This window comes from Pantoea sp. PGP6 (assembly GCF_053474785.1).
Map to the genome: position 1 here is coordinate 1,728,555 of NZ_JBQBMA010000001.1, position 25,910 is coordinate 1,754,464.

Genomic DNA, 25,910 nt, shown 5'->3' on the forward strand with positions numbered 1-25,910 from the left:
TATGGCAATTGACGGACGTAACCTGCAAATCCTCGCCAACTACTGCGCGGCCGCCGCCGATGCGATGGCGTTTACCCTGATGCGCACCGCGCACTCGACTTTTGTCAAAGAGACTGAAGATTTCTCCTGCCAGATTGTCAGCCGCACTGGCCTGGCGTTCGCCTCACCGCGCAGCTTTGGCGCACCCTGGTACAGCGGCATCGACTATGCGCCGGTGCTGGCGCTGATTGAGGATTACGCCGAGGGCGACATCTGCATTACCAATGATGCCTACGCCGGTAACGTCGCCACCCATTCGCCCGATATCCATATCTGGAAGCCGGTGTTTCATCAGGGCGAAATTGTCTGCTTCGTGGTCGGCCACATTCATAACACCGATGTCGGAGGGGCAGTACCGGCTTCGCTGTCGCGTTCGCTGACCGATATCGTGCAGGAGGGGATCCGCATTCCGCCGCTGAAAATCGTCAGCAACGGCGAACTGAACGACGATGTTGCCCGCATCATGCGGCTCAACGTGCGGGCACCAGAGCAGAACTGGGGCGATTTCAAAGCGCAGCTGGCGTCGGTTAACGTGGGTGAGCGCAAAATTCACGACATTATTGCCCGTTTTGGCGTTGAGGATTTCCTGCAGGGCATTGAAGGGATTCTCGATTATGCCGAAGCACAGGCGCGCAGCATTATCGCCACCATTCCTGACGGCGACTATTTTTATGCCGACTACGCCGATGAAGATGGCGAAGGCGGCTATCCCTGTCGCATCGCCATTACGCTGCGGGTAGAGGGCGATCGGCTGGAGCTGGACTACACCGGCAGCGATCCCCAGCTGGCCTCCTCGCTGAACATGCCGACCGGCGGTCGTGAGCGGCATCCGCTGGCGCTGGTCGGCGTGACCTATGTGCTCTCTACACTCGATCGTTCGCTGCTGCTCAACGCCGGTACGCTGCGGCCGACCCGGGCGATACTGCCGCCGGGCACGGTGATGAACTGTGAGGCACCGGCGGCGGTGGGCATGCGCTCACTGACCTGCGCGCTGTCGCAGATTGCTACCGTCGGCGTCTTCTCGCTGGCAATGCCGGACCGTCTGCCGGCTAACTCGCCCGGCGGCAACTCGATCATGAATATCCGCACCCAGACTCAAAACCGCAGCGTGGTTGCCTCGCTCGGTCCGGTCGGCGGTGGCGCAGGCGGCACGCCGCGTCATGACGGACCAGACGGCTCGGGTGGCCTCTCCGCCTTCCTGAAAAATACCCCGATTGAGATTAATGAAGCGGAAGTACCGATTCGTTTTCACCGCTATGGACTGGCCCAGGACAGCGCCGGTGCAGGCCAGTATCGCGGCGGATTAGCCACCGAAATGGCATTCGAAGTTTTCTCGCCCAATACCACTATTACCGCACGTAACCGCAACCGGTCGGTATTTGCCTCCGCCGGCGTGGTCGGCGGGCAGAGCGGGGCGCTGTCGCACTTCCGCACTCTGCGTGACGGCAGAGTGATTAACCACGGCAATACCGATGTGATCAGCGCAGAGCCGGGCGACGTGGTGGAAGTGCGCGGGCCGGGCGCAGGCGGTTATGGTTTGCCGTCACAGCGCGACCCGCAAGCGGTGCTACAGGATGTGCGCTGCGGCTTTCTCAGCCTTAACGCGGCCCGGCAACAGTATGGCGTGGCGATAGTGGATGATCAGCTGGATCTGCAGGAGACAGCCCGGTTGCGCGCCGCGATGCCACAGCAAGCGAGCCAGCATTTTGAGCACGGCGCGGCGCGTCAGCGCTTTGAATCGCTCTGGACAGCGCAGCGGTATCACTTGCTTACGGTTTTTCTTGCCGCAGCGCCGGTCAGTTGGCGGCACTTCCTGAAAACCCAGGTATTCCGCGCGGTGGAAGAAATAGGCGAAACGGCGGATATGGCGCAAATATTCAGTGATTTGCGTCAGCGATACCCGGCAATGGCGAACAACTAACGGCAATGCGGCATCGTCTACTACGCTTTAAGTCTGCAAGGACAACCAAGGGAAACGCGACGATGAGCATGAAAACCAGTGATTTTTTTGTCCAGCGCCTGAAAGAATGGGGCGTCACCCGGATTTACGGCTACCCTGGCGACGGTATTAACGGCGTGCTGGGGGCGATTCAGCGCGCCAATGAGAAGGGTGATGGCATCGAATTTATTCAGGTGCGCCACGAGGAAATGGCCGCATTTATGGCGGCCGGTCACGCCAAGTTCACCGGTGAAATGGGTGTTTGCCTGTCAACCGGCGGGCCTGGCGCAACCCATCTGCTGACCGGTCTGTATGACGCCAAAATGGACCATGCGCCGGTGCTGGCGATTGCCGGTCAGGCGGAAGCCACGGCCCGGGGAGCCAGCTATCAGCAGGAGATGAATCTGGATCGCATCTTCTCGGACGTGGCGAATTTCGTCCAGGAAGCAGCCGCGCCGGCTCAGGTTCGTCACCTGATCGATCGCGGCGTGCGTATTGCGAAGGCCCAGAACGGCGTCGCGGTGGTGATCATCCCCAAAGATATCCAGGATGAAGAGTGGCAGGCGCCGCAGCATCTGCACGGCTTCACCCATTCGGGCAGCGGCTATCAGCGGCCAAAAGTGGTTCCGTATGAAGCGGATCTGCAACGGGCTGCCGACATACTGAACGCCGGTAAAAAAGTGGCGATTCTGATTGGTGCCGGCGCGCGCAACGCCGCGGTTGAGGTGGTGCAGGCCGCCAACGTGCTGGGTGCCGGCGTGGCGAAAGCGCTGCTGGGCAAAGATGTGCTGCCGGACGACGCGCCGTTTGTTACCGGATCGATTGGCCTGCTCGGCACCAAACCCTCGTCAGATTTAATGAAAAACTGCGATACCCTGTTGATGATTGGCAGCGGCTTCCCGTGGACCGAATTTTTGCCGGAAGAGGGCAAGGCGCGGGCGGTACAGATCGATATCGATCCGGCGATGCTCGGCCTGCGCTATCCCTGTGAAGTCAACCTGCATGGCGATGCCGCCGAAACCCTGCGTGCGCTGCTGCCGTTGCTGGAGCATAAGCAGGATCGAAGCTGGCAGGAAGATATTGCGGTTCAGGTACGTGACTGGTGGACGCTGATGGAAGAGCGGGCCCTGGCACCGGCGAATCCGGTCAATCCGCAGCGCGTCGTGTGGGAGATGTCACCACAGTTGCCGGACAATGCGATTGTCACCTCTGACTCCGGCTCGTGCGCCAACTGGTTTGCCCGCGATTATCGGGTCAAACAGGGACAGCGCGCCTCGCTCTCCGGCGGGCTGGCCTGTATGGGTGCCGCTGTCCCTTACGCCATCGCGGCTAAGTTTGCTCACCCGGAAAAACCGGTGGTGGCGCTGGTCGGTGATGGCGCAATGCAGATGAATAACATGGCGGAGCTGATCACCATTCAGAAATACTGGCAACAGTGGGCCGACCCGCGTCTGATCGTCTGCGTGTTCAACAATCAGGATCTTAATCAGGTGACCTGGGAACAGCGGGTGATGGAAGGCAATCCGCGCTTTGACGCTTCGCAGCAGCTGCCGGATGTAAAATACGCCGGGTTTGCTGAGTCGCTGGGATTAACTGGCATTTTTGTCGACAACCCTGACGATCTGGCTGCCGCCTGGCAGCGTGCGTTGAGCGCCGACCGCCCGGTGTTGCTGGAGGTGAAAACCGATCCGGAAGTCGCTCCGCTGCCGCCGCACATCACCTTTAAGCAGGCAAAAGCCTTTATGGCGTCGATGGCGAAAGGTGACCGTGGCGCGGCGCAAATCATCAGTGATACCGCCAGTCAGCTGTTGCATAAAAAGCATTAAGGGTTAAGCCGGGCCATGTTGCGCCGCTACCCTTACGCTTTTCTCCCCGGGCGCACTCGCGTCCGGGTATCCCCCCTTCTTCAGCATAACTAACGGGAGTCTTACCATGGCTACTGATACAAGCCCTGTCTGGTTTATTTCGGGATGCTCTACCGGTTTTGGTCGCGAACTGGCGCAGCAGACTATCGCGCGCGGTTTCCGGGTGGTGGTCACGGCACGTGACACCGCGAAAGTCGCCGATCTGGTTGAAGGGCATGACAATGCGCTGGCGGTGGCGCTGGATGTCACTCAGCAATCCAGCATCGATCAGGCGGTGCAGGCAGCGCTGAATGCGTTCGGCACCATTGATGTTCTGGTGAATAATGCCGGTTATGGCTACCAGAGTTCGGTGGAAGAGGGTGAGGAGCAGGAGATCCGCGCTCAGTTCGATGCCAACGTATTCGGTCTGTTTGCCCTGACCCGGGCAGTGCTGCCAGCGATGCGCAAGGCGCGCAGCGGGCACATCATTAACATCACCTCAGTGGCGGGCTTTATCGGCTTTGCCAGCTCCGGTTACTACTCGGCCAGCAAGCATGCGGTGGAAGGCTGGTCCGACTCGCTGGCACAGGAAGCGGGTCCGCTGGGTATTCACGTCACCTGCGTCGAGCCGGGTCCATTCCGCACCGACTGGGCCGGCCGCTCGCTGCATCAGACCCCAAGCACCTTGCCGGAATATGCTGATACCGCTGCCGCCCGGATGAAAGCTACCGCCGAATACAGCGGCACTCAGAAAGGCGATCCTGCCCGTGCCGCTCAGGCGATGATTGCGATTACCGAACATGATAATCCGCCACGTCATCTGGTAATGGGCGCATGGGGCTATGAGGCAGTCACCAGTAAGCTCAAAGAACGTCTGGCGCAGATTGAAGCGTGGAAACAGACGTCGGTGGACACCGATTTTCCTGAGTAGGTGACTGTACTGCGGATGGCGGGAAGTCGTCAGAATGTGGAATTGAATCCGAAGCCGGTAAAACAGAAAGGCCCGGATAACGGGCCTTTCACCGCGAAGCGCGAGCCTAAATTTCCTGCGTTTCGCGCACCTGCAGCTCTTGCAACTTGCGGCGCACCAGGGCAGAGGAGGAGCGTTTTTTCGCCTGAGCTAACTGGGCTTTAATGGCGGGCAGATCGGGTCTGGCCATCCACTCAGCAATCAACAGTGCCTTTAACTCCTGGTTCCCGACCTCAGTCGGATCCAAAGCGGTGGTATCATCGTGTTTATCGTAATACGACATAACAAGCTCTCCCTGTAGTCACTATTTTATAAGCCTGGAAAAATTCCGGGATTAAAGGTTGCGGTGCTTTCTTCGGCAACCCTGTTCGGCGATTGTAGCGTAGTTCATTTTTTAACCCAAGCATGGCATCGTAAATCTCCTCCAGGGGTGTCGGACGATTGCGGTCAACGATCTCTCCTGACGCGGCCTGGAAAACAAAACCGCCAATACAGCAGCTTTCATAGTGTGCAATTAACGCCAGTACTACGTTCTTTAAAACGACAGCACTGCCCAATCCGGCAAGGCTAATGTGGCGAAAATCACCCAGGCACTCCAGACCATCGAACACGTCAAAACAGACCTCAGCCAGGCCGTTAACCGGAAAGGAGATGCCTTGTGGCATCCGGTATCCGATACGGGTAAAGCTATGTTCATCAATCAGGTTGCCAGCGATAACGGTGTAAGACTTATTACCGGCAACAAACACGTAGCTGTGATGAACCCGCCGGTCGTAAATGAATCTTTTTCGCCTGATGTCGTAGTGTTCGAGAAAAACCTCTTCGTCTATGCGCACTTATCATCCTTGCATGCAGCCTGTAAATCCTTAAGCCGCGATTTTTCAGTAGCTGCCCAGACTCGTCAAAAACCCATATGAAAATTAGGGTTATCCATTCCAGAGTGATAGTCGCTGTTGCTGCGCATCGACCTTATTTTGCGACCCTTGCCGCACTTCATCTCAGCAGTGCGCCCCGTTATCGCGCATCCGTGCGCTATCGCCGTGCTGAAAAAATCCGCCCCCGCATCCGTTAGTGGTCTCAGGCCATCATAAGAATTCGATCTTGTATCCCAGTCCGTATCCCGTCTGGCATCCCCGTTTCAGACCGGTCCGTTCACCGCTTTCTGGCACGCTTCCTGCACTTACTCATCAGCGATGTTACTGGCGAGGTAGACCATGTTTGACTCCTTATTAGATGAAGATGCGACCACCCTGGCGGCGATGATCCGCAGCGGTGACGCTTCGGCCAGCGAACTGACTCAGGCCGCGCTGGCGCGTATGGCGCGGCGGGAGCCTGACATTCAGGCGTTTTGTACGCCGACGCCGGATCGGGCGCTGGCACAGGCAAAAGCGCTGGATGCCCGCAGGGCGCGCGGTGAAACGCTGGGTGCGCTGGCAGGCGTGCCGCTGGCGGTAAAAGATTTGATCTGCACCGCCAGCGTACGTACCACCTCGGGTTCGGCTGCATATCAGGATTTTATTCCTGACGACGACGATATTACGGTCGAGCGACTGCTGGCAGCCGATGCCATTCTGCTGGGCAAAACCACCGCGCCGGAGTTTGGTTATAGCGGCGTCGGACACAATCCTCTGTTCCCGTCGCCCCGCAATCCGTGGGATCTGACGAAGACACCTGGCGGCTCCAGTGCCGGATCGGGCGCGGCAGTGGCGGCGCGGCTCTGTCCGATCGCCCTTGGCAGTGATGGCGGCGGCTCGGTGCGCATTCCGGCGGCTCACTGCGGCATTTACGGGTTCAAAGCCTCAATGGGACGCGTCCCGCTGTGGCCCGGCTGTCGCGATGAACGTTATCCGGGCGTCTCGAGCTGGGAATCGCTGGAGCACATTGGCCCGATGACGCGCACGGTACGCGACGCCGCCTTGATGATGTCGCTGATGGCTGGCCCGGATATGCGCGATCGCCACTCGATTCCCTGTAGCGACGTTGACTGGCTGGGCGCGCCCGATCAGCCGGTCGAAAAACTGCGCATCGCCTTTAGCGCCGATTTTGGCTACGTGGCGGTCGATCCTGAGGTCCGCGCCGTGGTCAGTGGCGCCGCGCAGCGTTTTGCGGCAGAAATCGGCGCAGAGCTGGAGCTGGCCGATCTTGGTTTCAGCGATCCCTCGGCGGCATTTGGTGCGCTGGTGGCGATGGAAAGCGATCTTAGTGGGATGCGCAGGATGATGGAGCAGCAGGGCGATCGGATGTCGCCGCACCTGGTCGCCATGCTACAACGCGACTGGCGGGCCGAAACCTTTACCGACGCCATCACCACCCGCAAAGCGGTCAGCAATAGCCTGTGGCGTTTTATGCAGCGCTACGATCTGCTGATCACCCCGACGCTGGCGGTGCCGCCGTTCGCGCTCGGTATGCAGGGGCCGGAAATCATCGATGGCCGTATGGTACGCAGCGATCACTGGCTGTCGTTCTGCTTCCCGTTCAACTTCACCGGCCAGCCAGCGGCCTCGGTGCCGGCCGGTTTCACCGCCAGCGGCCTGCCGGTGGGACTGCAAATTGTCGGACGGCATCTTGATGATGCTTTAGTGCTGGCTGCCAGCGCGGCTTTCGAGCGCATTCAGCCGTGGAACCACCTCCAACCTGGAATTGCCCAATGAAAAACGCCTCTGCACCTGCATTAGAACAGGAATTTGAACATCAGCCGGTGCCGCTAACGCACCGTCATTCTACCCGTTCCGTCTCGGCAGTCTGGTTCGGCTTTCCGATGATCCTGACCAATGCGCTATTCGGCGGCATCATCACCTGGCACCTGGGCTTCTGGCCGGCGCTGATCGCCATTCTGCTCGGTAATCTGGTGCTGTTCGCTTACGTCGGCGCGCTGAGCTGGTACGCCGGTAACAGCGGGATGAACTTTGCCTTACAGGCGCGCCGCACTTTTGGCAGTAAAGGTTACATTCTGGTCTCCGGCTTTCTCTCGACCGTGGTGATTGGCTGGTACGCGTTTCAGACCGGGCTGACCGGCACGGTAATTAATCAGACCTTTGGCTGGAATGCGCTGGCGGTTACCGCCTTTGCCATGGTGCTTTATACCGCCATTACCTTTCTCGGGGTGCGTGCGCTGTCGGTACTGGGGATGATCGCCGCGCCGCTGTTTGTGGTGCTGGGCGGGGTGGCGCTCTGGCTGATTAGCCAGCAGCATGATTTCACAACCGTCACCCACTGGCAGGGCAGCGCCAGTGCGGCGGGCGCGATGAGTATGGGCACCGCCGTCACCATGGTGGTAGCTGGCTTTGCCGACTCCGGCACCATGACCGCCGACTTTACCCGCTGGTCGAAAAATGGCCGTTCCGCGGTGATCGCCGCATTCTCAGCCTTTCCGGTGGCGAATGTGATCTCCTATCTGTTTGGGGTGGTGATCGTCGCGGTCGGCGCGGCGGTCGATCCGCTGACCAATGGCGGCAACTTTCTGCCGATGCTGATGGGACACAGCGCCTTTTTATCGGTAGTGGCCTGCCTGTTCGTGTTCATCAACCTCGGCTCGGTCTGCACCCACTGCCTGTATAACGGCGCAGTGGGTTTCAGCCATCTGTTCAGCAGCAAAATGCGCCTCTGGACGCTGATTCTGGGCGCGATTGGCGGGGCGCTGGCGCTGGCCGGCGTCTGGTCTTACTTCCTTGAATGGCTGAGTCTGCTGGGGATTGTGGTGCCGCCGTTTGGCGCAGTGATGATTGTTGATCTGATTTTTATGGCGAAAATCAGCGAGCAGCGACCGTCACAGCGTTTTCGCGCTACCGCCTTTGCGGCCTGGGCGATCGGCAGCCTGTGCGCGGTCATCGCTCATCTGGCCTTTCCGCAATTTGGTGAGGCGGTGATTGGCCTGGTGACCGCCGCCCTCAGTTACAGCCTGATTAGCCGGGCGCGTGCGCCGCAGCCGGTGATGGAGAATAAAAATGCCTGATTACAGCGTCAACTCTGTGCCTTACGCCTGGCCGTTTGACGGCGGTTTCAGCCCGGCCGATACCGCGCTGGTGGTGATTGATATGCAAACTGACTTTTGCGGCGTTGGCGGCTACGTCGATACTATGGGTTACGATGTGGCGCTGACCCGTGCCCCGATTGCGCCGTTGCAGCAGGTGCTGGCGGCGATGCGCGCCCGACAGTTTCCGATCATCCATACCCGCGAAGGGCATCGGCCGGACCTCAGCGATTTGCCGGCCAATAAGCACTGGCGATCGCGACGGATGAAGGCGGGCATCGGTGATGCCGGGCCGTGCGGTCGTATTCTGGTACGAGGCGAACCCGGCTGGGAGATTATCCCGGAACTGGCGCCGCTACCGGGCGAGGTGGTGATTGATAAACCGGGCAAAGGTTCGTTTTACGCCACCGATCTGGAGTTGATCCTGCGCAGCCGCAACATCCGCAATCTGATCCTCAGCGGCATCACCACTGATGTTTGCGTGCACACCACGCTGCGTGAAGCCAACGATCGCGGATTTGAATGTCTGGTGCTGTCTGACTGCTGCGCCGCCACCGAGCGGCGACATCATGAAGCGGCGCTGAGTATGATCCACATGCAGGGCGGGATTTTTGGCGCGGTTGCCAGTTCGGCTGCCTTGCTGGATAGCCTCGGCGGATAACCCACAGCGGCCCGCAGACGGTCAGCTCTGCCGCGCATCGCGCTGTGGGCTGGCCTCAACCAGACTGGCAAGCTGATCGACCGGAACCGCGTGACTGAACAGATAACCCTGTAGCTGATTACAGCCCGCATCTGCCAGCGCTGACATCTGGCCTGGCGTCTCAACGCCTTCGGCGGTCACCATCAGGCCCATCGCATGTCCCAGCTTAACCACTGACTCAATAATGGCGACCGAATTATCCGCTACGCCCAGCGACTGCGTAAACGAGCGGTCAATTTTGATCTTATCGACCGGGAAGTGGCTGAGATAGTTCAGGCTTGAGTAGCCGGTACCAAAATCATCCAGCGCGATGCGGAAACCCGCCTCGCGTAGCGCGATAATGATGGCGCGCGCCTCTTGCTCATCTTCGATCAACACTCCTTCGGTGATCTCCAGCTCAATCCACATCGGATCGCCGCCGTGCTGCCGGACAATTTCAGTCATCCGTTCAACAAAGCCGGTGGCACGAAACTGCACCGGCGAGACGTTGACCGCCACCATCAGGCCGGGAAAACGCTGCTGGGTGGCGCAGGCTTCCGCCAGCACCCACTCTCCGAGCGGAATAATCAGCCCGGTCTCTTCGGCAATCGCAATAAATTCGCCGGGCACCACCAGGCCACGGGTCGGATGATGCCAGCGCAGCAGCGCCTCGACGCCGACCATCTGCTGACCGCCAATGTCCATCAGCGGCTGATACCAGACTTCCAGCCCCTGCTGGCGTTGCAGCGCGCTGCGCAGGTCAGCGGCGATGGTCTGACGGGTACGCACCGACTCATCCATCGCCCGTTCAAACTGTCGATATTTGCCGCGTCCGCCGCTTTTGGCTTCGTACAGCGCAATGTCCGCTTTGCGCATTAATTCCAGCCGATCAACGCCATCTTTGGGGGCCAGCGCCAGACCGATGCTGGCACCGCTCCAGACCTCACTGCCAAACAGCGTAAACGGCTGGCTGAGCTGGTCGATGATGCGCTGCGCCAGCCCCTGCGCCTGGGAAAGCGTCTCTACTTCTGGCATCACCACGATAAACTCATCGCCGCCGATCCGCCCGACGGTATCGCTGGCGCGCACCATCCTGCTCAGGCGCTGCGCCACGGCAATGATCAGCTCGTCACCGGCATGATGGCCATGGGTATCGTTGATCGCTTTAAAACGATCCAGATCGATCAGCAGCAGCGCCACCCGCTGATCGTGACGCGTGGCCAGCGCCAGAGCCTGAGTCAGACGATCTTCTACCAGCGCACGATTGGGCAGACCGGTCAGCACATCGTGAAACGCCAGATGCTGCGCCTGCGCCTCAGACGCGCCCAGCTTCAGCATCGACTGCGACAGAGTGATCGACGAGGTCCAGAGGCGACGCACCATATACAGGCAGAGCAGGGAGATCGCCAGCACCGCCAGACCGGTTGACGGGCCGATCGTGCGCAACATCTGCGCGCCGGGACGGGCTGGCACCCAGTTGAGGTAGCCGACCGCATCACCGGATTGCGCAATCAGCAGGTAGCGCGCTTCGGTTCCGGGCTGCGGCGTCCCGTTGGAGAAGTGCAGTCCTTTTAGCTGGTTGCGTTCGGCCAGGCTGGCCAGATAGCCATCGTCGAGGAACTTAAGGCTGACCAGCCGGAAGCGCGGCAGGGCATCACTGTCGCGCTGAATATTACCGACCGCCAGCGCGGCTGCACGACCAGCTAAGCGGGCATAATCGACCTTATCCTCACGGCCCCGACTCTGAACCACCGGGCTTTGCAGGATGTCGTTAATCAGTGTGGCTTCCTGCTGTGGCGCGACCGGCTGGCCATCACGCCATACCCTGACAATCTGGTTTTGCGGGTCCAGCACCAGAATCAGCTGATGGCCAAACATCTCAAACAGCCAGTTGCCAATGTTCTCATCCAGCCAGCCCGGCGCGGTATCCTGATCCAGCAGATACTGCTGAAGCGGCCGCCAGCGCGACAGGCTGCGTAGCTGGCGCAGATGTTCGTCCAGGCTCTGGGAGAAAGAGGCTTCAATCATCCGCTGCTGCTGTTGCCGGGCCTCGGCGTTGGTCAGCGAGGTGCCAATGAACAACGCTGTGCCCGCGCCGCCAAAGGTCAGCAGCAGAATCGCCACCAGCGGCACCAGCACTTCACGCAGAAAACTGCGGCGGAAATCGCCAGAAAGTTTAAGGCTGTTTATCATTTTTATTTTTTCTCTGCAGCAGGAGTACAGCTTAAAAACTAGCAGACGGTAACGGGTCTTCCACACAAACCTTCACGCACAGTGAAGCCGGCGATGGTTTTTGCGGTGAAGGTGAGGGAAGCAGGAGCAGCTGTGACAGAAAGGAAAAGATGGCTTGAGGGGATTTAATCCAGTCAGGCTTATGGGTGATGGGTTTTTTGATGTGCCCCACATCACCCAAATTCACCTCTCCTTCACTCCTCCGTCACGGTTCTGTCATCTGATCCGGTCAAGGTAATGCCATCCCGCAGTGACTTTTCGCTGCGTCCCCACTCTGTAACCCGTGAGGATTTCATCGTGATGGAGTTATCCAGACATCCGACCACTGTCTATCAGGCCGTCGCTGCACAACTCGAACAGGCGCTACAGCAACGCTACCGCTGTGGCGACTATCTTCCCTCCGAGCAACAACTGGCCGATCACTATGAAGTTAACCGCCATACCCTGCGCCGGGCGGTGGATGAACTGGTGAACAAAGGGCTGCTGCAACGCCGTCATGGCGTCGGCATTCTGGTGCTGATGCGGCCTTATGACTATCCGCTGCACGCTCAGGCGCGCTTTAGCCAGAACCTGATGGAGCAGGGCAGCCACCCGACCAGCGAGCGGCTGCTGGCGGTGTTGCGTCCGGCCAGCCAGGACGTCGCCAGCGCGCTGGGCGTCAAAGAGGGCGACAACGTCATTCACCTGCGCACTCTGCGACGTGCCAACGGCGTGCCGTTGTGTGTCATCAACCATTTCCTTGCCGATCTCAGCTGGTGGCCGCAGTTGCAGCATTTTAACAGCGGTTCGCTGCACGATTACCTCGACAAGCACACCGGCAAACAGCTGGTGCGTACCCAGACCCGCATCAGCACCCGGCGAGCGCAGGCGAAAGAGTGCAAGCAGCTGGAAATCGCGCTGCATTCGCCGCTGCTCTGCGTGCGGACGCTGAATAAAACCCGTGACGGTGCGATGGCCGAATACTCGGTCAGCCTGACGCGCGGCGACATGATTGAACTGACTCTGGAGCATTAATGGAACAGCAAACGGCCCGCCAGCGCTGGCTTTCAGTGCTGGCACACAGCAGCGCGGCACAGCTTAACTCGCACTGGCAGGCGCTTAACCTCCAGCCAGCGTTCACCCTGATTCGTCCGGCAGAGATCGGCCTGACCCGGCTGCAGGCGCGGATGGGCGCGACCGGTAAACGCTTTGTGATGGGGGATGCGACGGTGACGCGCGCGGTGGTGCAGCTCAGCGACGGCACGCTGGGCTACAGCTACATCCTGGGACGTAACAAAGCCCATGCCGAGCGCTGCGCCTTACTCGATGCCCTGTTACAGCAGCCGGAAACCCGGACGCTGTTGGAAGAGAAAATTATTACCCCGCTGGCGGCATGGCGTGATGAGCAGCGTCAACTGCGCGCGCGTGAAATTGCCAGCAGCAAAGTGGACTTCTTTACGCTGGTACGCCGAGATAACTGATGACTTTACTGGCAAGTTTTAACCATCCGGTGGCGGATGCACAGCGCGCATTTCGTCGCATCCTCAAGGCGATGAGCGAACCTGGCGTGATGGTGTCGCTGCCGCTGCAACAGGGCTGGGGCGCACTGTCGCCTGCCGCCACCGCACTGTTACTGACGCTGGTCGATCAGGAAAGCCCGGTCTGGCTGGATGCGCAGATCGATAACGAACAGCTGCGCAATAATCTGCGCTTCCATACCGGCGCGCCGATTACTGCGCAACAGGATGCGCCTTTCGCGCTCAGTCATGCCAGCTCACATCCCGATCCGGCCCATTTTGCCGCCGGTGATAATCTGGCGCCGGAAAAGAGCACCACCCTGATTATTGAAGTGCCGTCGCTGAATGGCGGCCTGACGCTGCGCCTCTCCGGACCGGGCCTGCGTGAAACCCGCGCCATTGCGCCGCAGCTGCCGGAAAGCGTGCTGGCCTATCTGCGCAGCCGACCACATCCGTTCCCGCAGGGCGTCGATCTGATTTTTACCTGTGGCGAAGCGATGATGGCGGTGCCGCGCACCACGCTTGTGGAGGTGTGCTGATGTATGTTGCGGTAAAAGGGGGCGAAAAGGCGATTGCCCACGCCCATCAACTGCAGGCCGATCTGCGGCGCGGCGATCGGGATGTCGCCGAACTGGGCTGCGATCAGGTGGCACAGCAGCTCGGTCTGGCGGTCGATCGGGTGATGACTGAAGGTGGAATTTACGATCCGGAACTGGCGGCGCTGGCGATCAAGCAGGCCAGCGGCGATCTGGTGGAGGCGATCTTCCTGCTGCGCGCCTATCGTACCACGCTGCCACGACTGGCGGAGAGCCGACCGCTGGCGACCGGATCGATGCGTATCGAGCGGCGTATCTCGGCGGTCTACAAAGATCTGCCGGGCGGCCAGGTACTGGGACCGACCTATGACTACAGCCACCGTCTGCTCGACTTTACGCTGCTGGCCAACGGTGAAACGCCGGCATCGCCACGCGACGATCGGGCACTGGACGCCGCCTGTCCGCACATGTTCAGCATGATGAGCAATGAAGGGCTGGCGGTGCGTGAAGAGGATGACGGCAGCGAACCGACCGATATCACCCGCGAGCCGATGAGCTTTCCTGCCTCACGCGCCGCCCGGTTACAGCAACTGGTGCGCGGTGATGAAGGTTTTCTGCTGGCGCTCGGTTATTCAACCCAGCGCGGTTATGGCCGCACCCACCCGTTTGCCGGTGAGATCCGTACCGGCTATCTCAGCGTCAGCATCTGCCCGGAAGAGCTGGGGTTTGAGCTGGAGATCGGTGAACTGCTGCTGACCGAGTGCGAAATGGTCAACGGCTTCGCCCACAGCGACGACAGCGCGCCGCATTTCACCCGCGGCTACGGTCTGGTGTTTGGTCGCGCCGAACGCAAAGCGATGGCGATGGCGCTGGTTGACCGGGCGCTGCAGAGCCGTGAGCAGCAGGAACGCATCACCAGCCCGGCGCAGGATGAAGAGTTTGTGCTATCGCACGCCGATAACGTCGAAGCCGCGGGCTTCGTCTCCCACCTCAAACTGCCGCACTACGTCGATTTCCAGGCCGAGCTGGAACTGCTGAAACGGCTGCGGCAGGATCATCAGGAGCGCAACCATGGCTGAACTCCACGGTTATAACAACGGCTATCTGGATGAGCAGACCAAACGCACCATCCGCCGCGCGATCCTCAAAGCAGTGGCGATCCCTGGCTATCAGGTGCCGTTTGCCGGACGGGAAATGCCGATGCCTTACGGCTGGGGCACCGGCGGCATTCAGATCACCGCTAGCGTGATTGGCGATCAGGATGTGCTGAAGGTGATCGATCAGGGTGCGGATGACACCACCAATGCGGTGTCGATTCGTCGCTTTTTTCAGCGGGTCAGCGGGGCGGCGACCACCGAACGTACCGCCGATGCCACGCTGATCCAGACCCGGCATCGCATTCCGGAAACGCCGCTGGAAGAGGACCAGATTTTGATCTTCCAGGTGCCGATCCCGGAGCCGCTGCGCTTTATCGAGCCGCGTGAAACCGAAACCCGGACCATGCACGCGCTGGAGGAGTACGGCATCATGCAGGTCAAACTGTATGAAGATATTGCCCGCTACGGTCATATCGCCACCACCTATGCCTATCCGGTCAGGGTCAACGATCGTTATGTCATGGACCCGTCGCCGATCCCCAAATTCGATAACCCGAAAATGCACATGATGCCGGCCCTGCAACTGTTCGGTGCCGGCCGTGAAAAGCGCATTTACGCCTTACCGCCCTATACCAAAGTAGAAAGTCTCGACTTCGACGACCATCCGTTCACCGTTCAGCAGTGGGATGAGCCCTGTGCGCTGTGCGGCTCGCGCCACAGCTATCTCGACGAGGTAGTGATGGACGATCAGGGAACGCGGATGTTTGTCTGCTCCGACACCGACTTTTGCCATCAGCAGCAGGAACAGCAACATGCACAGTGATCAGCCGCTGCTTGCGGTCAGCCAGCTCACCCATCTTTATGCGCCGGGCAAAGGGTTCGAACAGGTCAGTTTTGATCTCTATCCGGGCGAAGTGCTGGGCATTGTCGGCGAGTCCGGCTCCGGCAAAACCACACTGCTGCACAGCCTGTCGGCGCGTCTGACGCCGCAACAGGGCAGCATTCTTTATCAGGGACGCGACCTCTATCAGATGAGCGAAAGCGATCGCCGTCGTCTGCTGCGCACCGAATGGGGCGTGGTGCATCAGCATCCGCTGGACGGATTGCGGCCGCAGGTCAGCGCCGGCGGCAATATCGGCGAACGGCTGATGGCGGTCGGCCAGCGCCACTATGGCGATATCCGTGCCGAAGCCAGCCGCTGGCTGCAGGCGGTAGAGATTGCCGCTAACCGTATCGACGATCTGCCGACCACCTTTTCCGGCGGGATGCAGCAGCGTCTGCAGATTGCCCGCAACCTGGTGACCCAGCCGCGCCTGATGTTTATGGATGAGCCGACCGGCGGGCTGGATGTGTCGGTACAGGCGCGACTGCTGGATTTGCTGCGCACGCTGGTGCGGGAACTTAATCTGGCGGTGGTGATTGTCACCCACGATCTCGGGGTGGCGCGACTGCTGGCGCACCGGCTGCTGGTGATGAAGCAGGGGCGGGTGGTGGAGAGCGGATTAACCGATCGGGTGCTTGACGATCCCCATCATCCTTACACGCAATTGCTGGTCTCTTCGGTGCTCAATTAAATGATGACTCACACCCCCATGTTGCAGGTTGAGAATCTGTGTAAAACCTTTGTGCTGCATAACCAGAACGGCGCTGCGCTGCCGGTATTGCAGAACGCCAGCCTGACGGTCAGTCAGGGCGAATGTGTGGTACTGCAGGGCCACTCCGGCAGCGGTAAATCGACTCTGCTGCGGGCGCTGTACGGCAACTATCAGCCCAACAGCGGCCATATCCGGCTGCAGCATCAGGGCGAATTGATCGATATGGCGCAGGCGACGGCGCGGCAGATCATCGCCATCCGGCGGGATACGGTCGGCTGGGTCAGCCAGTTCCTGCGGGTTATTCCGCGGGTGCCGACGCTGGAGATTGTGATGCAGCCGCTGCTGGAGCGCGGCGTCGAGCGCGCCTTCTGTGAAAAGCGCGCCCGTGAGCTGCTGAGCCGGCTTAACGTGCCGGAGCGTCTCTGGTCGCTGGCCCCGTCGACCTTTTCCGGCGGTGAGCAGCAGCGGGTTAACATCGCGCGCGGCTTTATCGCCGACTATCCGGTGCTGCTGCTGGATGAACCGACTGCCTCACTCGACAGTGTTAACCGTGACGCGGTGGTCGGACTGATTGAACAGGCGCGCGCCCGCGGTGCCGCCATTGTCGGCATTTTCCACGATGAAGCGGTGCGCGACCGGGTGGCCGATCGGCTGCACCTGATGCAACCGATCGCCACAGGAGCACAAGCATGATCATTAATAACGTCCGACTGGTGCTGGAAAACGAGGTGGTCGCCGGATCGCTGGAGTTCCGTGACGACCGCATCAGCAGCTTCAGCGAAACCGCCAGTCAGCAACCGGGCGCGCTGGACGGCGAGGGTGCCTGGCTGCTGCCGGGGCTGGTGGAGCTGCACACCGATAACCTCGACAAGTTTTTCACTCCCCGGCCCAAAGTGGACTGGCCGGCCCATTCGGCGATGAGCAGCCACGATGCGCTGATGGTTTCCAGCGGGATTACCACCGTGCTGGATGCGATTGGCGTCGGAGACGTGCGCGACGGCGGGCACCGGCTGGAGAATCTCAGCAAGATGATCGACGCCATCCGCGACAGCAACCGTAAAGGGCTGAACCGCGCCGAGCATCTGCTGCACCTGCGCTGTGAGTTGCCGCATCCGACCACCGTGCCGCTGTTTGAGGCGCTGATGGGGACGCCGGAACTGGCGCTGGTATCGCTGATGGATCACTCACCGGGGCAGCGTCAGTACGCCTCGCTGGAAAAATATCGCGAATACTATCAGGGCAAATATCAGCTCAACGATCAGGAGATGAACCTGTTCGAGCATGACCAGCTCACGCTGGCGGCTGCCTGGTCTCAGCCTAACCGCCAGGCGATTGCTGCGCTGTGCCGTGAGCATGGCATCGCCATCGCCAGCCACGACGATGCCACCGCGGCGCACGTTGAGGAGTCACATGCGGCGGGCAGCCGTATCGCCGAGTTCCCGACCACGCTGGAGGCGGCCCGCGCCTCGCGTTATCGCAATATGCAGGTGCTGATGGGTGCGCCAAACATCGTGCGCGGCGGCTCTCACTCCGGCAACGTCGCCGCCTGGGAGCTGGCGTCACACGGGTTGCTGAATATCCTGTCGTCAGATTACTACCCGGCCAGCCTGCTGGATGCGGCGTTCCGGCTGGCGGCGGATGAGCGAAACAGCCTTGGCATGGCGCAGGCTATCGCGCTGGTGACCTGTAATCCGGCGCGGGCGCTGGGACTGGAAGATCGCGGCGTGATTGCAGAAGGCTGCCGCGCCGATCTGGTGCTGGCGCATACCGCCCACGGTCACCCGCACGTGCGCCACGTCTGGAGCAAAGGCCGGCAGGTCTATTAATGGCGCGCCTTATCTGGTTAATCGGGCCGTCCGGATCGGGCAAGGATAGCCTGCTGAATGCGCTGCGCGATGCCCCGCCGGCACGGCTGCTGATTGCCCATCGCTACATCACCCGCGCCGCCGATGCCGGCGGTGAAAACCATGTGGCGCTGAGCGAGGCGGAGTTCGCCCGGCGTGCCGCGCTGGGGCTGTTCGCGGTCAGCTGGCAGGCGCACGGGTTTCATTACGGCATCGGTACTGAAGTGGAAAGCTGGCTGCAGCGCGGTCAGAACGTAGTGGTTAACGGCTCGCGGCTGCATTTGGCGCAGGCACAGGCGCGATTCGGGCCGCAGCTGCTGCCGCTCTGTCTGCAGGTGACACCGTCGGTGCTGGCGGTGCGGCTGCGTCAGCGAGGACGGGAAGATGACGCGGCGATCGCCCGGCGGCTGGCGCGTGCTGCCCAGCCTCAGCCGGACGGGTGTCTGCTGCTCAATAATGACGGGGCGCTGGACCGCACGGTACAGCAACTTCGACAGCTGCTGGAGGCGCATCAATGAAACAGACCTTTGCTGGCAGCGCGGAGACAGTCCGGCATCGACTTCAGCGACCGGAGGCGTATCAATGAAGCTCACTTTTCTGGGGACTGGCGGGGTCACCGCCGCGCCACTGTTTGGCTGCGACTGCCGCGCCTGTCAGCGAGCGCAGCAGGACCGGCGTTATCATCGTGCACCGTGCAGTGCGCTGATTGAGGCGGGCAACGAGCGCATCCTGCTCGACGCCGGCCTGCCGCTGCTGGCCACGCGTTTCCGGCCCGGTGAGCTGACCCGCATTCTGCTGACGCACTACCATATGGATCACGTGCAGGGGCTGTTTGCGCTGCGCTGGGGCAAGGGTGCCTCTATTCCGGTGTGGGGGCCGCCCGACACGCGCGGCAGCGATGACCTGTTTAAGCATCCCGGCCTGCTCGATTTCCGGCCCTCATTAACCCCGTTTGTTGCCCAGTCGTTTGGTGAACTGCAGGTCACGCCGCTGCCGTTGCAGCATTCACGGCTGACCCATGGCTACCTGTTCGACTGGCAGGGCAGCCGGCTGGCCTGGCTGTGCGATACCTGTGGCCTGCCGCCTGATACCGAAGATTTTCTGCGCGGTCAGCCGCTCGATCGGCTGGTGATCGACTGTAACGATCCGCCGCAGACCGCGCCGCGCAATCACAACGATCTCAACCTGGCGCTGGCGATCATCGACCGGCTTCAGCCACGTCAGGCCTGGTTAACCCACCTCAGTCACGAGATGGACAACTGGTTAGCCGATCACCCGCTGCCAGAGGCGGTTCAGCCTGCGCGCGATGGTCTGATCCTGTCATCGGGCTCCGGCTGGCCTGTCACAGTTTGATCATCTGACTGTCATGCCGCCTTCATGCCGCCACGCCTTAATAACCGGCAGAACGTAATCAGTGATGACGGAGAACAATATGGCACAGGCACTTCTGAAAACGGTGGTCGATAACGACCTGCCACCGGCCAGTCTCGGCGGACAAAAAGTGTTGTCGGTGCAGAGTCTGAGCAAAGCGTACGGCGACAGCAAGGTGCTGGATAAGGTCAGCTTCGATCTGCACGCCGGGGAACTGGTGGCGGTGATTGGCCGTTCCGGCGCAGGAAAATCGACCCTGCTGCACATGCTCAACGGCACCATTGCCGCCAGCTCCGGCGCGATTATCAGCCTGCATCAGGGCGAAGCGGACCGCAACGTGGTCGCACTCAGCAGCCGCCAGCTGCGGGAATGGCGCAGCCAGTGCGGCATGATCTTTCAGGATTTCTGTCTGGTGCCGCGTCTCGATGTGCTGACCAACGTGCTGCTGGGCCGACTGAGCCAGACCAGTACGCTGAAATCCTTCTTTAAAATTTTTTCTGACCATGACCGCGCCCACGCGATTGAACTGCTGCAGTGGATGAACATGCTGCCGCAGGCGCTGCAACGGGCGGAAAACCTGTCGGGCGGTCAGATGCAGCGCGTGGCGATCTGCCGGGCGCTGATGCAGAACCCCAAAATCCTGCTGGCCGATGAGCCGGTGGCGTCACTCGACCCGAAAAACACCAAACGCATCATGGATGTGCTGCGTCAGGTGAGTGAGCAGGGCATCAGCGTGATGGTGAACCTGCACTCAATCGAACTGGTAAAAAGTTACTGCACCCGGGTGATTGGTATTCAGCGCGGGGTGGTGCTGTTCGATGGCCATCCATCGCAGCTTACCGACAGCCTGCTGCATCAGTTGTACGGCGATGAACTTAATCAGATCCACTAACTTCCACGGCAAGAGAACAACCTCGAATGAAACTGACTTCTTTAGCGCTACTGACGGGTGTAATGGCTTTTGGTGTTAACGCAGCGGATGCGCCGAAACAACTCAACCTCGGCATTCTGGGCGGACAAAACGCCACCCAGCAGATTGGTGATAACCAGTGTGTGAAGACTTTCTTTGATAAAGAGCTGGGCGTGGATACGCAGATGCGTAACGCCTCTGACTACTCCGGGGTGATCCAGGGATTGCTGGGCGGCAAAATTGATATGGTGCTGAGCATGTCACCGGCCTCGTTTGCCTCGGTTTACCTGCAGGACCCGAAAGCGGTCGATGTGGTCGGCATTGTGGTGGATGACAAAGATCAGTCACGCGGCTATCACTCGGTGGTGATCGTTAAAGCTGACAGCCCGTATAAAAAACTGGAAGACCTGAAAGGCAAATCGTTTGGCATGGCCGATCCCGATTCGACCTCCGGTTTCCTGATGCCCAACCAGACCTTTAAGAAACAGTTTGGCGGCACGGTAGACGATAAATACAACAATACCTTCTCCAGCGTGACCTTCTCCGGCGGCCATGAGCAGGACATTCTCGGCGTGCTGAACAACCAGTTCGACGGCGCAGTGACCTGGACCTCACTGGTCGGCGATTACAATAGCGGCTATACCTCCGGCGCATTTGGCCGTCTGATCCGTATGGACCATCCGGATCTGATGAAGCAGATCCGCATTATCTGGCAGTCGCCGCTGATCCCCAACGGTCCGGTGCTGGTCAGCAACAAACTGCCGGCGGATTTTAAAGCCAAAGTGGTGGCGGCGATTAAGAAGCTGGATAAAGAAGATCACGCCTGTTTCGTCAAAGCGGTTGGCGGTGAGCAGCATATCGGTAATGCCACCGTGGCAGATTATCAGAACATCATTGATATGAAGCGCGACCTGATGAAAGGCAGCCGCGGCTAACGCGGCGGCGGCAATCTCATTACCTCCTTCCCTGACTATCCGGGGAAGGGGGACGCGGCAAACCGGCCGGCGTCCCGCTGCTTCAGCTCCGGAGATCCCCCTCTTGACCGAATTCGAACGTTACTACCAACGCATCCGACACCAGCAGAAGCGCGACACGCTGCTCTGGTCACTGCTGCTGGTCGCCCTCTATCTGGCGGCGGGCAACGTGGCGGAGTTCAATCTGCTGACCGTCTGGCAGTCGCTGCCACACTTCTTCGACTATCTGCATGAAATTATGCCGGTGCTGCATCTGCCGCTGCTGTTCGCGGATGGCAAAACCGAAGGGTCGCTGGCTTACTGGGGCTACCGTCTGCCGATCCAGCTGCCGCTGATCTGGGAAACGCTGCAGCTGGCGCTGGCCTCCACTCTGCTGGCAGTGGCGCTGGCGGCAATGCTGGCCTTTTTTGCCGCTGACAATACCCGTACGCCCGCCAGCCTGCGACTGGCTATCCGCGCCTTTGTCGCCTTTCTGCGCACCATGCCGGAGCTGGCGTGGGCGGTGATGTTCGTGATGGCGTTTGGCATCGGCGCAATCCCCGGCTTCCTGGCGCTGGCGCTGCACACGATAGGTAGCCTGACCAAACTGTTTTACGAGGCGATTGAATCGGCGTCTGACAAGCCGGTGCGCGGCCTGGCGGCCTGTGGTGCCACCACCCTGCAGCGGATGCGCTTCGCCTTCTGGCCGCAGGTAAAACCGATCTTTCTCTCCTACAGCTTTATGCGGCTGGAGATCAACTTCCGCTCCTCAACCATCCTCGGGCTGGTGGGCGCGGGCGGCATCGGCCAGGAGCTGATGACCAATATCAAACTCGATCGCTACGACCAGGTGAGCATGACCTTGCTGCTGATCCTGATTGTGGTGTCGCTGCTGGATACGCTCTCCGGCCAGTTGCGCCGTCGCGTCGTAGGAGAAACCACATGATCAGCGTCGTACCGGATATCACGCATCTCAGAGCGCAGCACCGCGCGCTGTTTGCCGCGCAACCGCGCTATCTGCGCCGCCTTGGCCTGCTGGCGCTGGCGCTGCTGCTCTACTATCTGTTCTTCTTCTCGTTTTATGGCATTGAGTGGTCGCGCCTGCTGAACGGCTGTCAGCAACTGGGGCGCTACTTTCTGCGGATGTTTGTCTGGCAGGATTTTGCCAACTGGCCGTTTGGCTACTACTTCTCGCAGGTCGGGATTACGCTGGGCATCGTGTTTGCCGGCACCCTGACCGCCACGCTGCTGGCGCTGCCGCTGTCATTTCTGGCGGCGCGCAACGTGATGCACAGCCGGGCGACCCGACCGGTTGCCTTTGTGATGCGCCGGCTGTTTGACCTGCTGCGCGGCATCGACATGGCGATCTGGGGATTGATTTTTGTCCGGGCGGTCGGCATGGGGCCACTGGCCGGGGTACTGGCGATTATCCTGCAGGATGTCGGGCTGCTGGGCAAACTGTATGCCGAAGGGCACGAATCGGTTGAGCGCTCGCCGAGCCGCGGCCTGGGTGCCGTCGGTGCCAACAGTCTGCAGAAGCACCGTTTCGGCATTTTTACCCAGTCGTTCCCGCAGTTTCTGGCGCTCAGCCTCTATCAGATTGAGTCCAATACCCGCTCAGCGGCGGTGCTGGGCTTCGTCGGCGCCGGTGGCGTCGGCCTGGTGTATGCCGAGAATATGCGGCTGTGGAACTGGGACGTGGTGATGTTCCTGACGCTGATCCTGGTGGTGGTGGTGATGGCGATGGATGCGCTCTCCAGTCGTCTGCGCAAGCGCTATATCAGCGGGACACCGGTGCCGCTGTGGCAGCCTGCTGGGCGCGATTAAGCCGTTCGCTGCGTTGCCAGGCGCGCTGCAGCGCCTGCACCAGCTGCGCCTGCTGCCAGGGCTTCGCCAGCCGTTCGCACAGCGGTAAGGTGACCGGCTGGTGGCGCAGGTCCTGACCACTGATCAACAGGGTCGCCAGCTGCGGCCAGTTCTGCTGCGCCTGGCGGATCACCTCAGCGCCGTTGATCTCGCCCGGCAGCATCAGATCGCTGATCAGCAGATCGATATCGGGCGTCTGACGCAGCAGCGCCAGCGCCTGTTCACCGTCGCCGCACTCCAGCGTCAGGTAGCCTAGCTGGTGCAGATGCTCACACAGCGTCTGGCGCACCGCCGGTTCATCATCCAGCACCAGCACCAGCCGATCGTTGGCCGCGTCGGGTGGCGTCGGCTGGACCGGCGGGAGCGGGGCGGTGGCCGGCATCTCTGGCGCGCGCGGCAACAGCAGCCGCACCGTGGTTCCCTGTCCCGGTGCCGTCTCCAGTTCAATCTGACCGCCGGACTGGCGGACAAAGCCATACACCATCGACAGCCCCAGCCCGCTGCCACTGCCGGTGGCTTTGGTGGTGAAGAACGGCTCAAATACCTGCTCGCGCACCGCGGCCGACATGCCGCAACCGTGGTCAATCACCTCAATTGTGACACGGTCACGTTTCTCCTCCTGCTCCAGTCGCCGCTGGTTCCAGATGCGGATGCGGATTTCTCCGCTCTGCTGCTGCATCGCATCCCGGGCGTTGACCACCAGATTCATCAGCGCGTTTTCCAGCTGGCTGGCATCGATCCAGGCGGGCCAGCCGGGACGCTGCGCATCAATAACCAGTTGCTGACCGGGCAGCAGCGAGTGCTGCAACAGCCCCTGCAGATTATCCACCAACGTCACCACCGAGACCGCGCGTGGAAACAGCGCCTGTTTACGTGAGAAGGCCAGCAAACGCTGGGTCAGCTGGGCAGCGCGATCGGCTGCCTGGCGCGCCCGCTCAATCCGGCTGGCGAGTGGGCCAGGCGTCAGCTGGCCTTCGGTCAGCGCCAGGCTACCGATGATCACCGCCAGCAGATTATTAAAGTCGTGCGCCAGGCCGCCGGTCAGCTGACCGACCGCTTTCATCTTCTGGCTGTGCAGCAACGCCTCTTCCAGCGCTTTGCGGGTGGTGCGTTCCAGCACCGTATTGACCATGCCGCGCCGGGGGATCGGGCTGAAGCGCAGTTCCAGCGTCCGCCCATCGGCCAGCCGGATCTCCTGCGGTTCACCGGGTCCATGCAGATCAACCGCCAGCGGTTGTAGCAGCTGCTGCCACGGCACGCCCCGGTGCAGTTCACGCGGCGGAATGCCCAGCAGCTCGGCATACTGCGCATTCCACACCACCAGCTGACCGTCGTTATCAAACAGCGCAAACCCGTCGCGCATCGCCAGAAAAGTGGATTCCAGCTGGTTGCTCTTCTCTTTCAGCAGGCGTGAAGTGTGGGCCAGCGAGGCGGTATTGCGGGCGAAGACGTTGAAGGCGCGCGCCAGCTCGCCCAGCTCATCCCGCCGTTGCAGCCCCGGCACGCTGACGTTTTGTTCACCCTGCGCCAGCCGGGTCATCGCCCCGGCAATCGCCGTCAGGCTGGAACCGAGATTGCGGTAGATATAGATGCCGGCGTAACCGGTGATCGCCAGCGCCAGCAGCGCAAACAGCGTAATAAAGCCGATTATCGAATCCAGCTCGCGGTGGGTGGCGAGGGTCCGCGCCTCACTCTGCAACGCCACCTGCTGCACCGAGGCACTGATGTCCTCATTGAGCATCGCCACCAGCGCTTTGATGCGATAGGTGGCGTAGGCAATCGCCAGATCGCTCTGTTCCAGCGCATCGGCCAGCGGCAGCAGGCGCTGCTGAGTCGCCAGCAGGCGCTGCACTTTCTCGCCGGTGACGCCCTGCAACGGCACCGCGCGCCACTGCATCATCACCTGCTGTAACTGATCGATCACCGCGACGGGCGAGGGAGTACGAATGGCGATCCCGATCAGCCGCTCGGTCTGCTGGCGCAGCGCGGCGTCTGGCTGAGTCTGCTGTTCACGTCGAACCAGCTGGTCGATATGGCTGAGCAACAGCTGCGCCTGCCACAGGTCGCTCAGCATGGTGTTACGTTGCAGGTGGCGCTGATGGCCGGTCAGCAGTAACTGGTTGATGGTCTGTTCCAGCATCAGGCTGCGGGCGCGAATGCGGGCGATGCGTTCCGGCTGGCGCGCTGCCAGCGGCGCACTGGCCAGCAGCGTCAGTGAATGCTGCAGCGCCTGCTGATTCTGTTTCAGGCGTTGTGATTCGCTCTGGTACTCCAGCGCCCCGACCACCTGCGACAGCCGCACCGCCGCCGTGGCCACGTTGGCGGTATCGCGCGCCAGCGCCAGACTGCCGTTCATGTCGGCCAGCGTCTGCGCCTGGGCCTGTTCCTGAATCGCGCCAGCATGACGAAAGCCAAAGATCGCCACCACGCTCACCATCAGCGTGACCAGCACCACCAGCAGATTGAACAGTAACAGGCGGCCGCGCGCCCCGGCCTGCCACGGATAACTGCGCTGCATCCCACGACCTCATCATCACTGCAACGATGGGCCGAGTATAGGAGCGCACAG

24 protein-coding genes are annotated in these 25,910 nt (G+C 60.8%); 20 read left to right on the forward strand and 4 right to left on the reverse strand.

Going from position 1 to position 25,910, the window contains the following annotated elements; all coding sequences use genetic code 11:
- The first annotated feature begins 1 nt into the window (after window position 1).
- The 3 genes from ACLIBF_RS08105 (at window position 2) to ACLIBF_RS08115 (ending at window position 4,753) form a co-directional block, all read left to right on the forward strand.
- Complete coding sequence (locus ACLIBF_RS08105; RefSeq protein WP_159223622.1) at window positions 2-1,960, forward strand: hydantoinase B/oxoprolinase family protein; 1,959 nt, start codon at window positions 2-4, stop codon at window positions 1,958-1,960.
- A 62-nt stretch (window positions 1,961-2,022) separates the two neighbouring features.
- Window positions 2,023-3,804 carry a thiamine pyrophosphate-requiring protein gene (locus ACLIBF_RS08110; protein WP_279810481.1) on the forward strand — a complete coding sequence of 594 codons (1,782 nt, stop codon included), beginning with the start codon at window positions 2,023-2,025 and terminating at the stop codon, window positions 3,802-3,804.
- Window positions 3,805-3,910: 106 nt separating this feature from the next.
- The gene (locus tag ACLIBF_RS08115) at window positions 3,911-4,753 is read left to right on the forward strand and encodes an oxidoreductase (RefSeq protein WP_089562004.1); all 843 of its coding nucleotides are present in this window, start codon (window positions 3,911-3,913) and stop codon (window positions 4,751-4,753) included.
- 106 nt (window positions 4,754-4,859) lie between these two features.
- On the opposite strand, the gene ACLIBF_RS08120 is transcribed toward ACLIBF_RS08115, so the two are convergent.
- On the reverse strand, window positions 4,860-5,075 hold the full coding sequence (locus tag ACLIBF_RS08120) for a hypothetical protein (RefSeq protein ID WP_279810480.1): 216 nt from the start codon (window positions 5,073-5,075) through the stop codon (window positions 4,860-4,862).
- Window positions 5,059-5,628, reverse strand: coding sequence for a hypothetical protein (locus ACLIBF_RS08125; protein ID WP_448309516.1), 570 nt, complete (start codon window positions 5,626-5,628; stop codon window positions 5,059-5,061). Before ACLIBF_RS08125 ends, ACLIBF_RS08120 begins: the two co-directional genes overlap by 17 nt.
- A 378-nt stretch (window positions 5,629-6,006) precedes the next feature.
- On the opposite strand from ACLIBF_RS08125, the gene ACLIBF_RS08130 reads away from it, so the two are divergent.
- The 3 genes from ACLIBF_RS08130 to biuH are packed head-to-tail and all read left to right on the forward strand — an operon-like array spanning window position 6,007 to window position 9,423.
- On the forward strand, window positions 6,007-7,443 hold the full coding sequence (locus tag ACLIBF_RS08130; RefSeq protein WP_448309517.1) for an amidase: 1,437 nt from the start codon (window positions 6,007-6,009) through the stop codon (window positions 7,441-7,443).
- Complete coding sequence (locus ACLIBF_RS08135) at window positions 7,440-8,744, forward strand: purine-cytosine permease family protein (protein ID WP_046288240.1); 1,305 nt, start codon at window positions 7,440-7,442, stop codon at window positions 8,742-8,744. The genes ACLIBF_RS08130 and ACLIBF_RS08135 overlap by 4 nt, the downstream gene beginning before the upstream one ends.
- Window positions 8,737-9,423: a biuret amidohydrolase gene (biuH, locus tag ACLIBF_RS08140; RefSeq protein ID WP_046288241.1), complete on the forward strand. Its 687-nt coding sequence runs from the start codon at window positions 8,737-8,739 to the stop codon at window positions 9,421-9,423. Before ACLIBF_RS08135 ends, biuH begins: the two co-directional genes overlap by 8 nt.
- 21 nt (window positions 9,424-9,444) lie before the next feature.
- Here biuH and ACLIBF_RS08145 read toward each other — a convergent pair whose 3' ends face one another.
- Window positions 9,445-11,634, reverse strand: coding sequence for a putative bifunctional diguanylate cyclase/phosphodiesterase (locus ACLIBF_RS08145; protein ID WP_448309518.1), 2,190 nt, complete (start codon window positions 11,632-11,634; stop codon window positions 9,445-9,447).
- A gap of 339 nt (window positions 11,635-11,973) precedes the next feature.
- Here ACLIBF_RS08145 and phnF point away from each other — a divergent pair, with 339 nt between their 5' ends.
- The 14 genes from phnF (at window position 11,974) to phnE (ACLIBF_RS08215) (ending at window position 23,302) form a co-directional block, all read left to right on the forward strand.
- Window positions 11,974-12,687, forward strand: coding sequence for a phosphonate metabolism transcriptional regulator PhnF (phnF, locus tag ACLIBF_RS08150; protein ID WP_159223972.1), 714 nt, complete (start codon window positions 11,974-11,976; stop codon window positions 12,685-12,687).
- Window positions 12,687-13,133, forward strand: coding sequence for a phosphonate C-P lyase system protein PhnG (gene phnG / locus ACLIBF_RS08155; protein WP_448309519.1), 447 nt, complete (start codon window positions 12,687-12,689; stop codon window positions 13,131-13,133). Before phnF ends, phnG begins: the two co-directional genes overlap by 1 nt.
- Entirely contained in the window at window positions 13,133-13,708 is a 576-nt protein-coding gene (gene phnH / locus ACLIBF_RS08160) for a phosphonate C-P lyase system protein PhnH (protein WP_031377906.1), read from the forward strand. The genes phnG and phnH overlap by 1 nt, the downstream gene beginning before the upstream one ends.
- Complete coding sequence (locus tag ACLIBF_RS08165; protein WP_279810472.1) at window positions 13,708-14,784, forward strand: carbon-phosphorus lyase complex subunit PhnI; 1,077 nt, start codon at window positions 13,708-13,710, stop codon at window positions 14,782-14,784. Before phnH ends, ACLIBF_RS08165 begins: the two co-directional genes overlap by 1 nt.
- Window positions 14,777-15,625 carry an alpha-D-ribose 1-methylphosphonate 5-phosphate C-P-lyase PhnJ gene (locus tag ACLIBF_RS08170; RefSeq protein ID WP_046288242.1) on the forward strand — a complete coding sequence of 283 codons (849 nt, stop codon included), beginning with the start codon at window positions 14,777-14,779 and terminating at the stop codon, window positions 15,623-15,625. Before ACLIBF_RS08165 ends, ACLIBF_RS08170 begins: the two co-directional genes overlap by 8 nt.
- A complete protein-coding gene (gene phnK, locus ACLIBF_RS08175) occupies window positions 15,615-16,376 on the forward strand; it encodes a phosphonate C-P lyase system protein PhnK (RefSeq protein ID WP_031377908.1) in 762 nt (253 codons plus the stop codon). Before ACLIBF_RS08170 ends, phnK begins: the two co-directional genes overlap by 11 nt.
- Window positions 16,377-17,090 (forward strand): phosphonate C-P lyase system protein PhnL, encoded by a 714-nt coding sequence (phnL, locus tag ACLIBF_RS08180; RefSeq protein WP_031377909.1) that lies wholly within the window; start codon window positions 16,377-16,379, stop codon window positions 17,088-17,090.
- Entirely contained in the window at window positions 17,087-18,223 is a 1,137-nt protein-coding gene (gene phnM, locus ACLIBF_RS08185; protein WP_279810470.1) for an alpha-D-ribose 1-methylphosphonate 5-triphosphate diphosphatase, read from the forward strand. The genes phnL and phnM overlap by 4 nt, the downstream gene beginning before the upstream one ends.
- Window positions 18,223-18,759 carry a ribose 1,5-bisphosphokinase gene (gene phnN / locus ACLIBF_RS08190; RefSeq protein ID WP_046288244.1) on the forward strand — a complete coding sequence of 179 codons (537 nt, stop codon included), beginning with the start codon at window positions 18,223-18,225 and terminating at the stop codon, window positions 18,757-18,759. The genes phnM and phnN overlap by 1 nt, the downstream gene beginning before the upstream one ends.
- 64 nt (window positions 18,760-18,823) lie before the next feature.
- Entirely contained in the window at window positions 18,824-19,594 is a 771-nt protein-coding gene (gene phnP / locus ACLIBF_RS08195; RefSeq protein ID WP_279810469.1) for a phosphonate metabolism protein PhnP, read from the forward strand.
- Window positions 19,595-19,673: 79 nt separating this feature from the next.
- On the forward strand, window positions 19,674-20,504 hold the full coding sequence (phnC, locus tag ACLIBF_RS08200; RefSeq protein ID WP_031377628.1) for a phosphonate ABC transporter ATP-binding protein: 831 nt from the start codon (window positions 19,674-19,676) through the stop codon (window positions 20,502-20,504).
- Between the two features lie 26 nt (window positions 20,505-20,530).
- Window positions 20,531-21,457, forward strand: coding sequence for a phosphonate ABC transporter substrate-binding protein (phnD, locus tag ACLIBF_RS08205; protein ID WP_031377627.1), 927 nt, complete (start codon window positions 20,531-20,533; stop codon window positions 21,455-21,457).
- Window positions 21,458-21,560: 103 nt separating this feature from the next.
- Window positions 21,561-22,421, forward strand: coding sequence for a phosphonate ABC transporter, permease protein PhnE (gene phnE, locus ACLIBF_RS08210; protein ID WP_159223966.1), 861 nt, complete (start codon window positions 21,561-21,563; stop codon window positions 22,419-22,421).
- On the forward strand, window positions 22,418-23,302 hold the full coding sequence (gene phnE / locus ACLIBF_RS08215; RefSeq protein WP_046288245.1) for a phosphonate ABC transporter, permease protein PhnE: 885 nt from the start codon (window positions 22,418-22,420) through the stop codon (window positions 23,300-23,302). Before phnE (ACLIBF_RS08210) ends, phnE (ACLIBF_RS08215) begins: the two co-directional genes overlap by 4 nt.
- Here phnE (ACLIBF_RS08215) and ACLIBF_RS08220 read toward each other — a convergent pair.
- Window positions 23,256-25,859, reverse strand: coding sequence for an ATP-binding protein (locus ACLIBF_RS08220; RefSeq protein ID WP_046288246.1), 2,604 nt, complete (start codon window positions 25,857-25,859; stop codon window positions 23,256-23,258). The two genes, phnE (ACLIBF_RS08215) and ACLIBF_RS08220, sit on opposite strands and share 47 nt — an antisense overlap.
- Window positions 25,860-25,910: the final 51 nt, after the last annotated feature.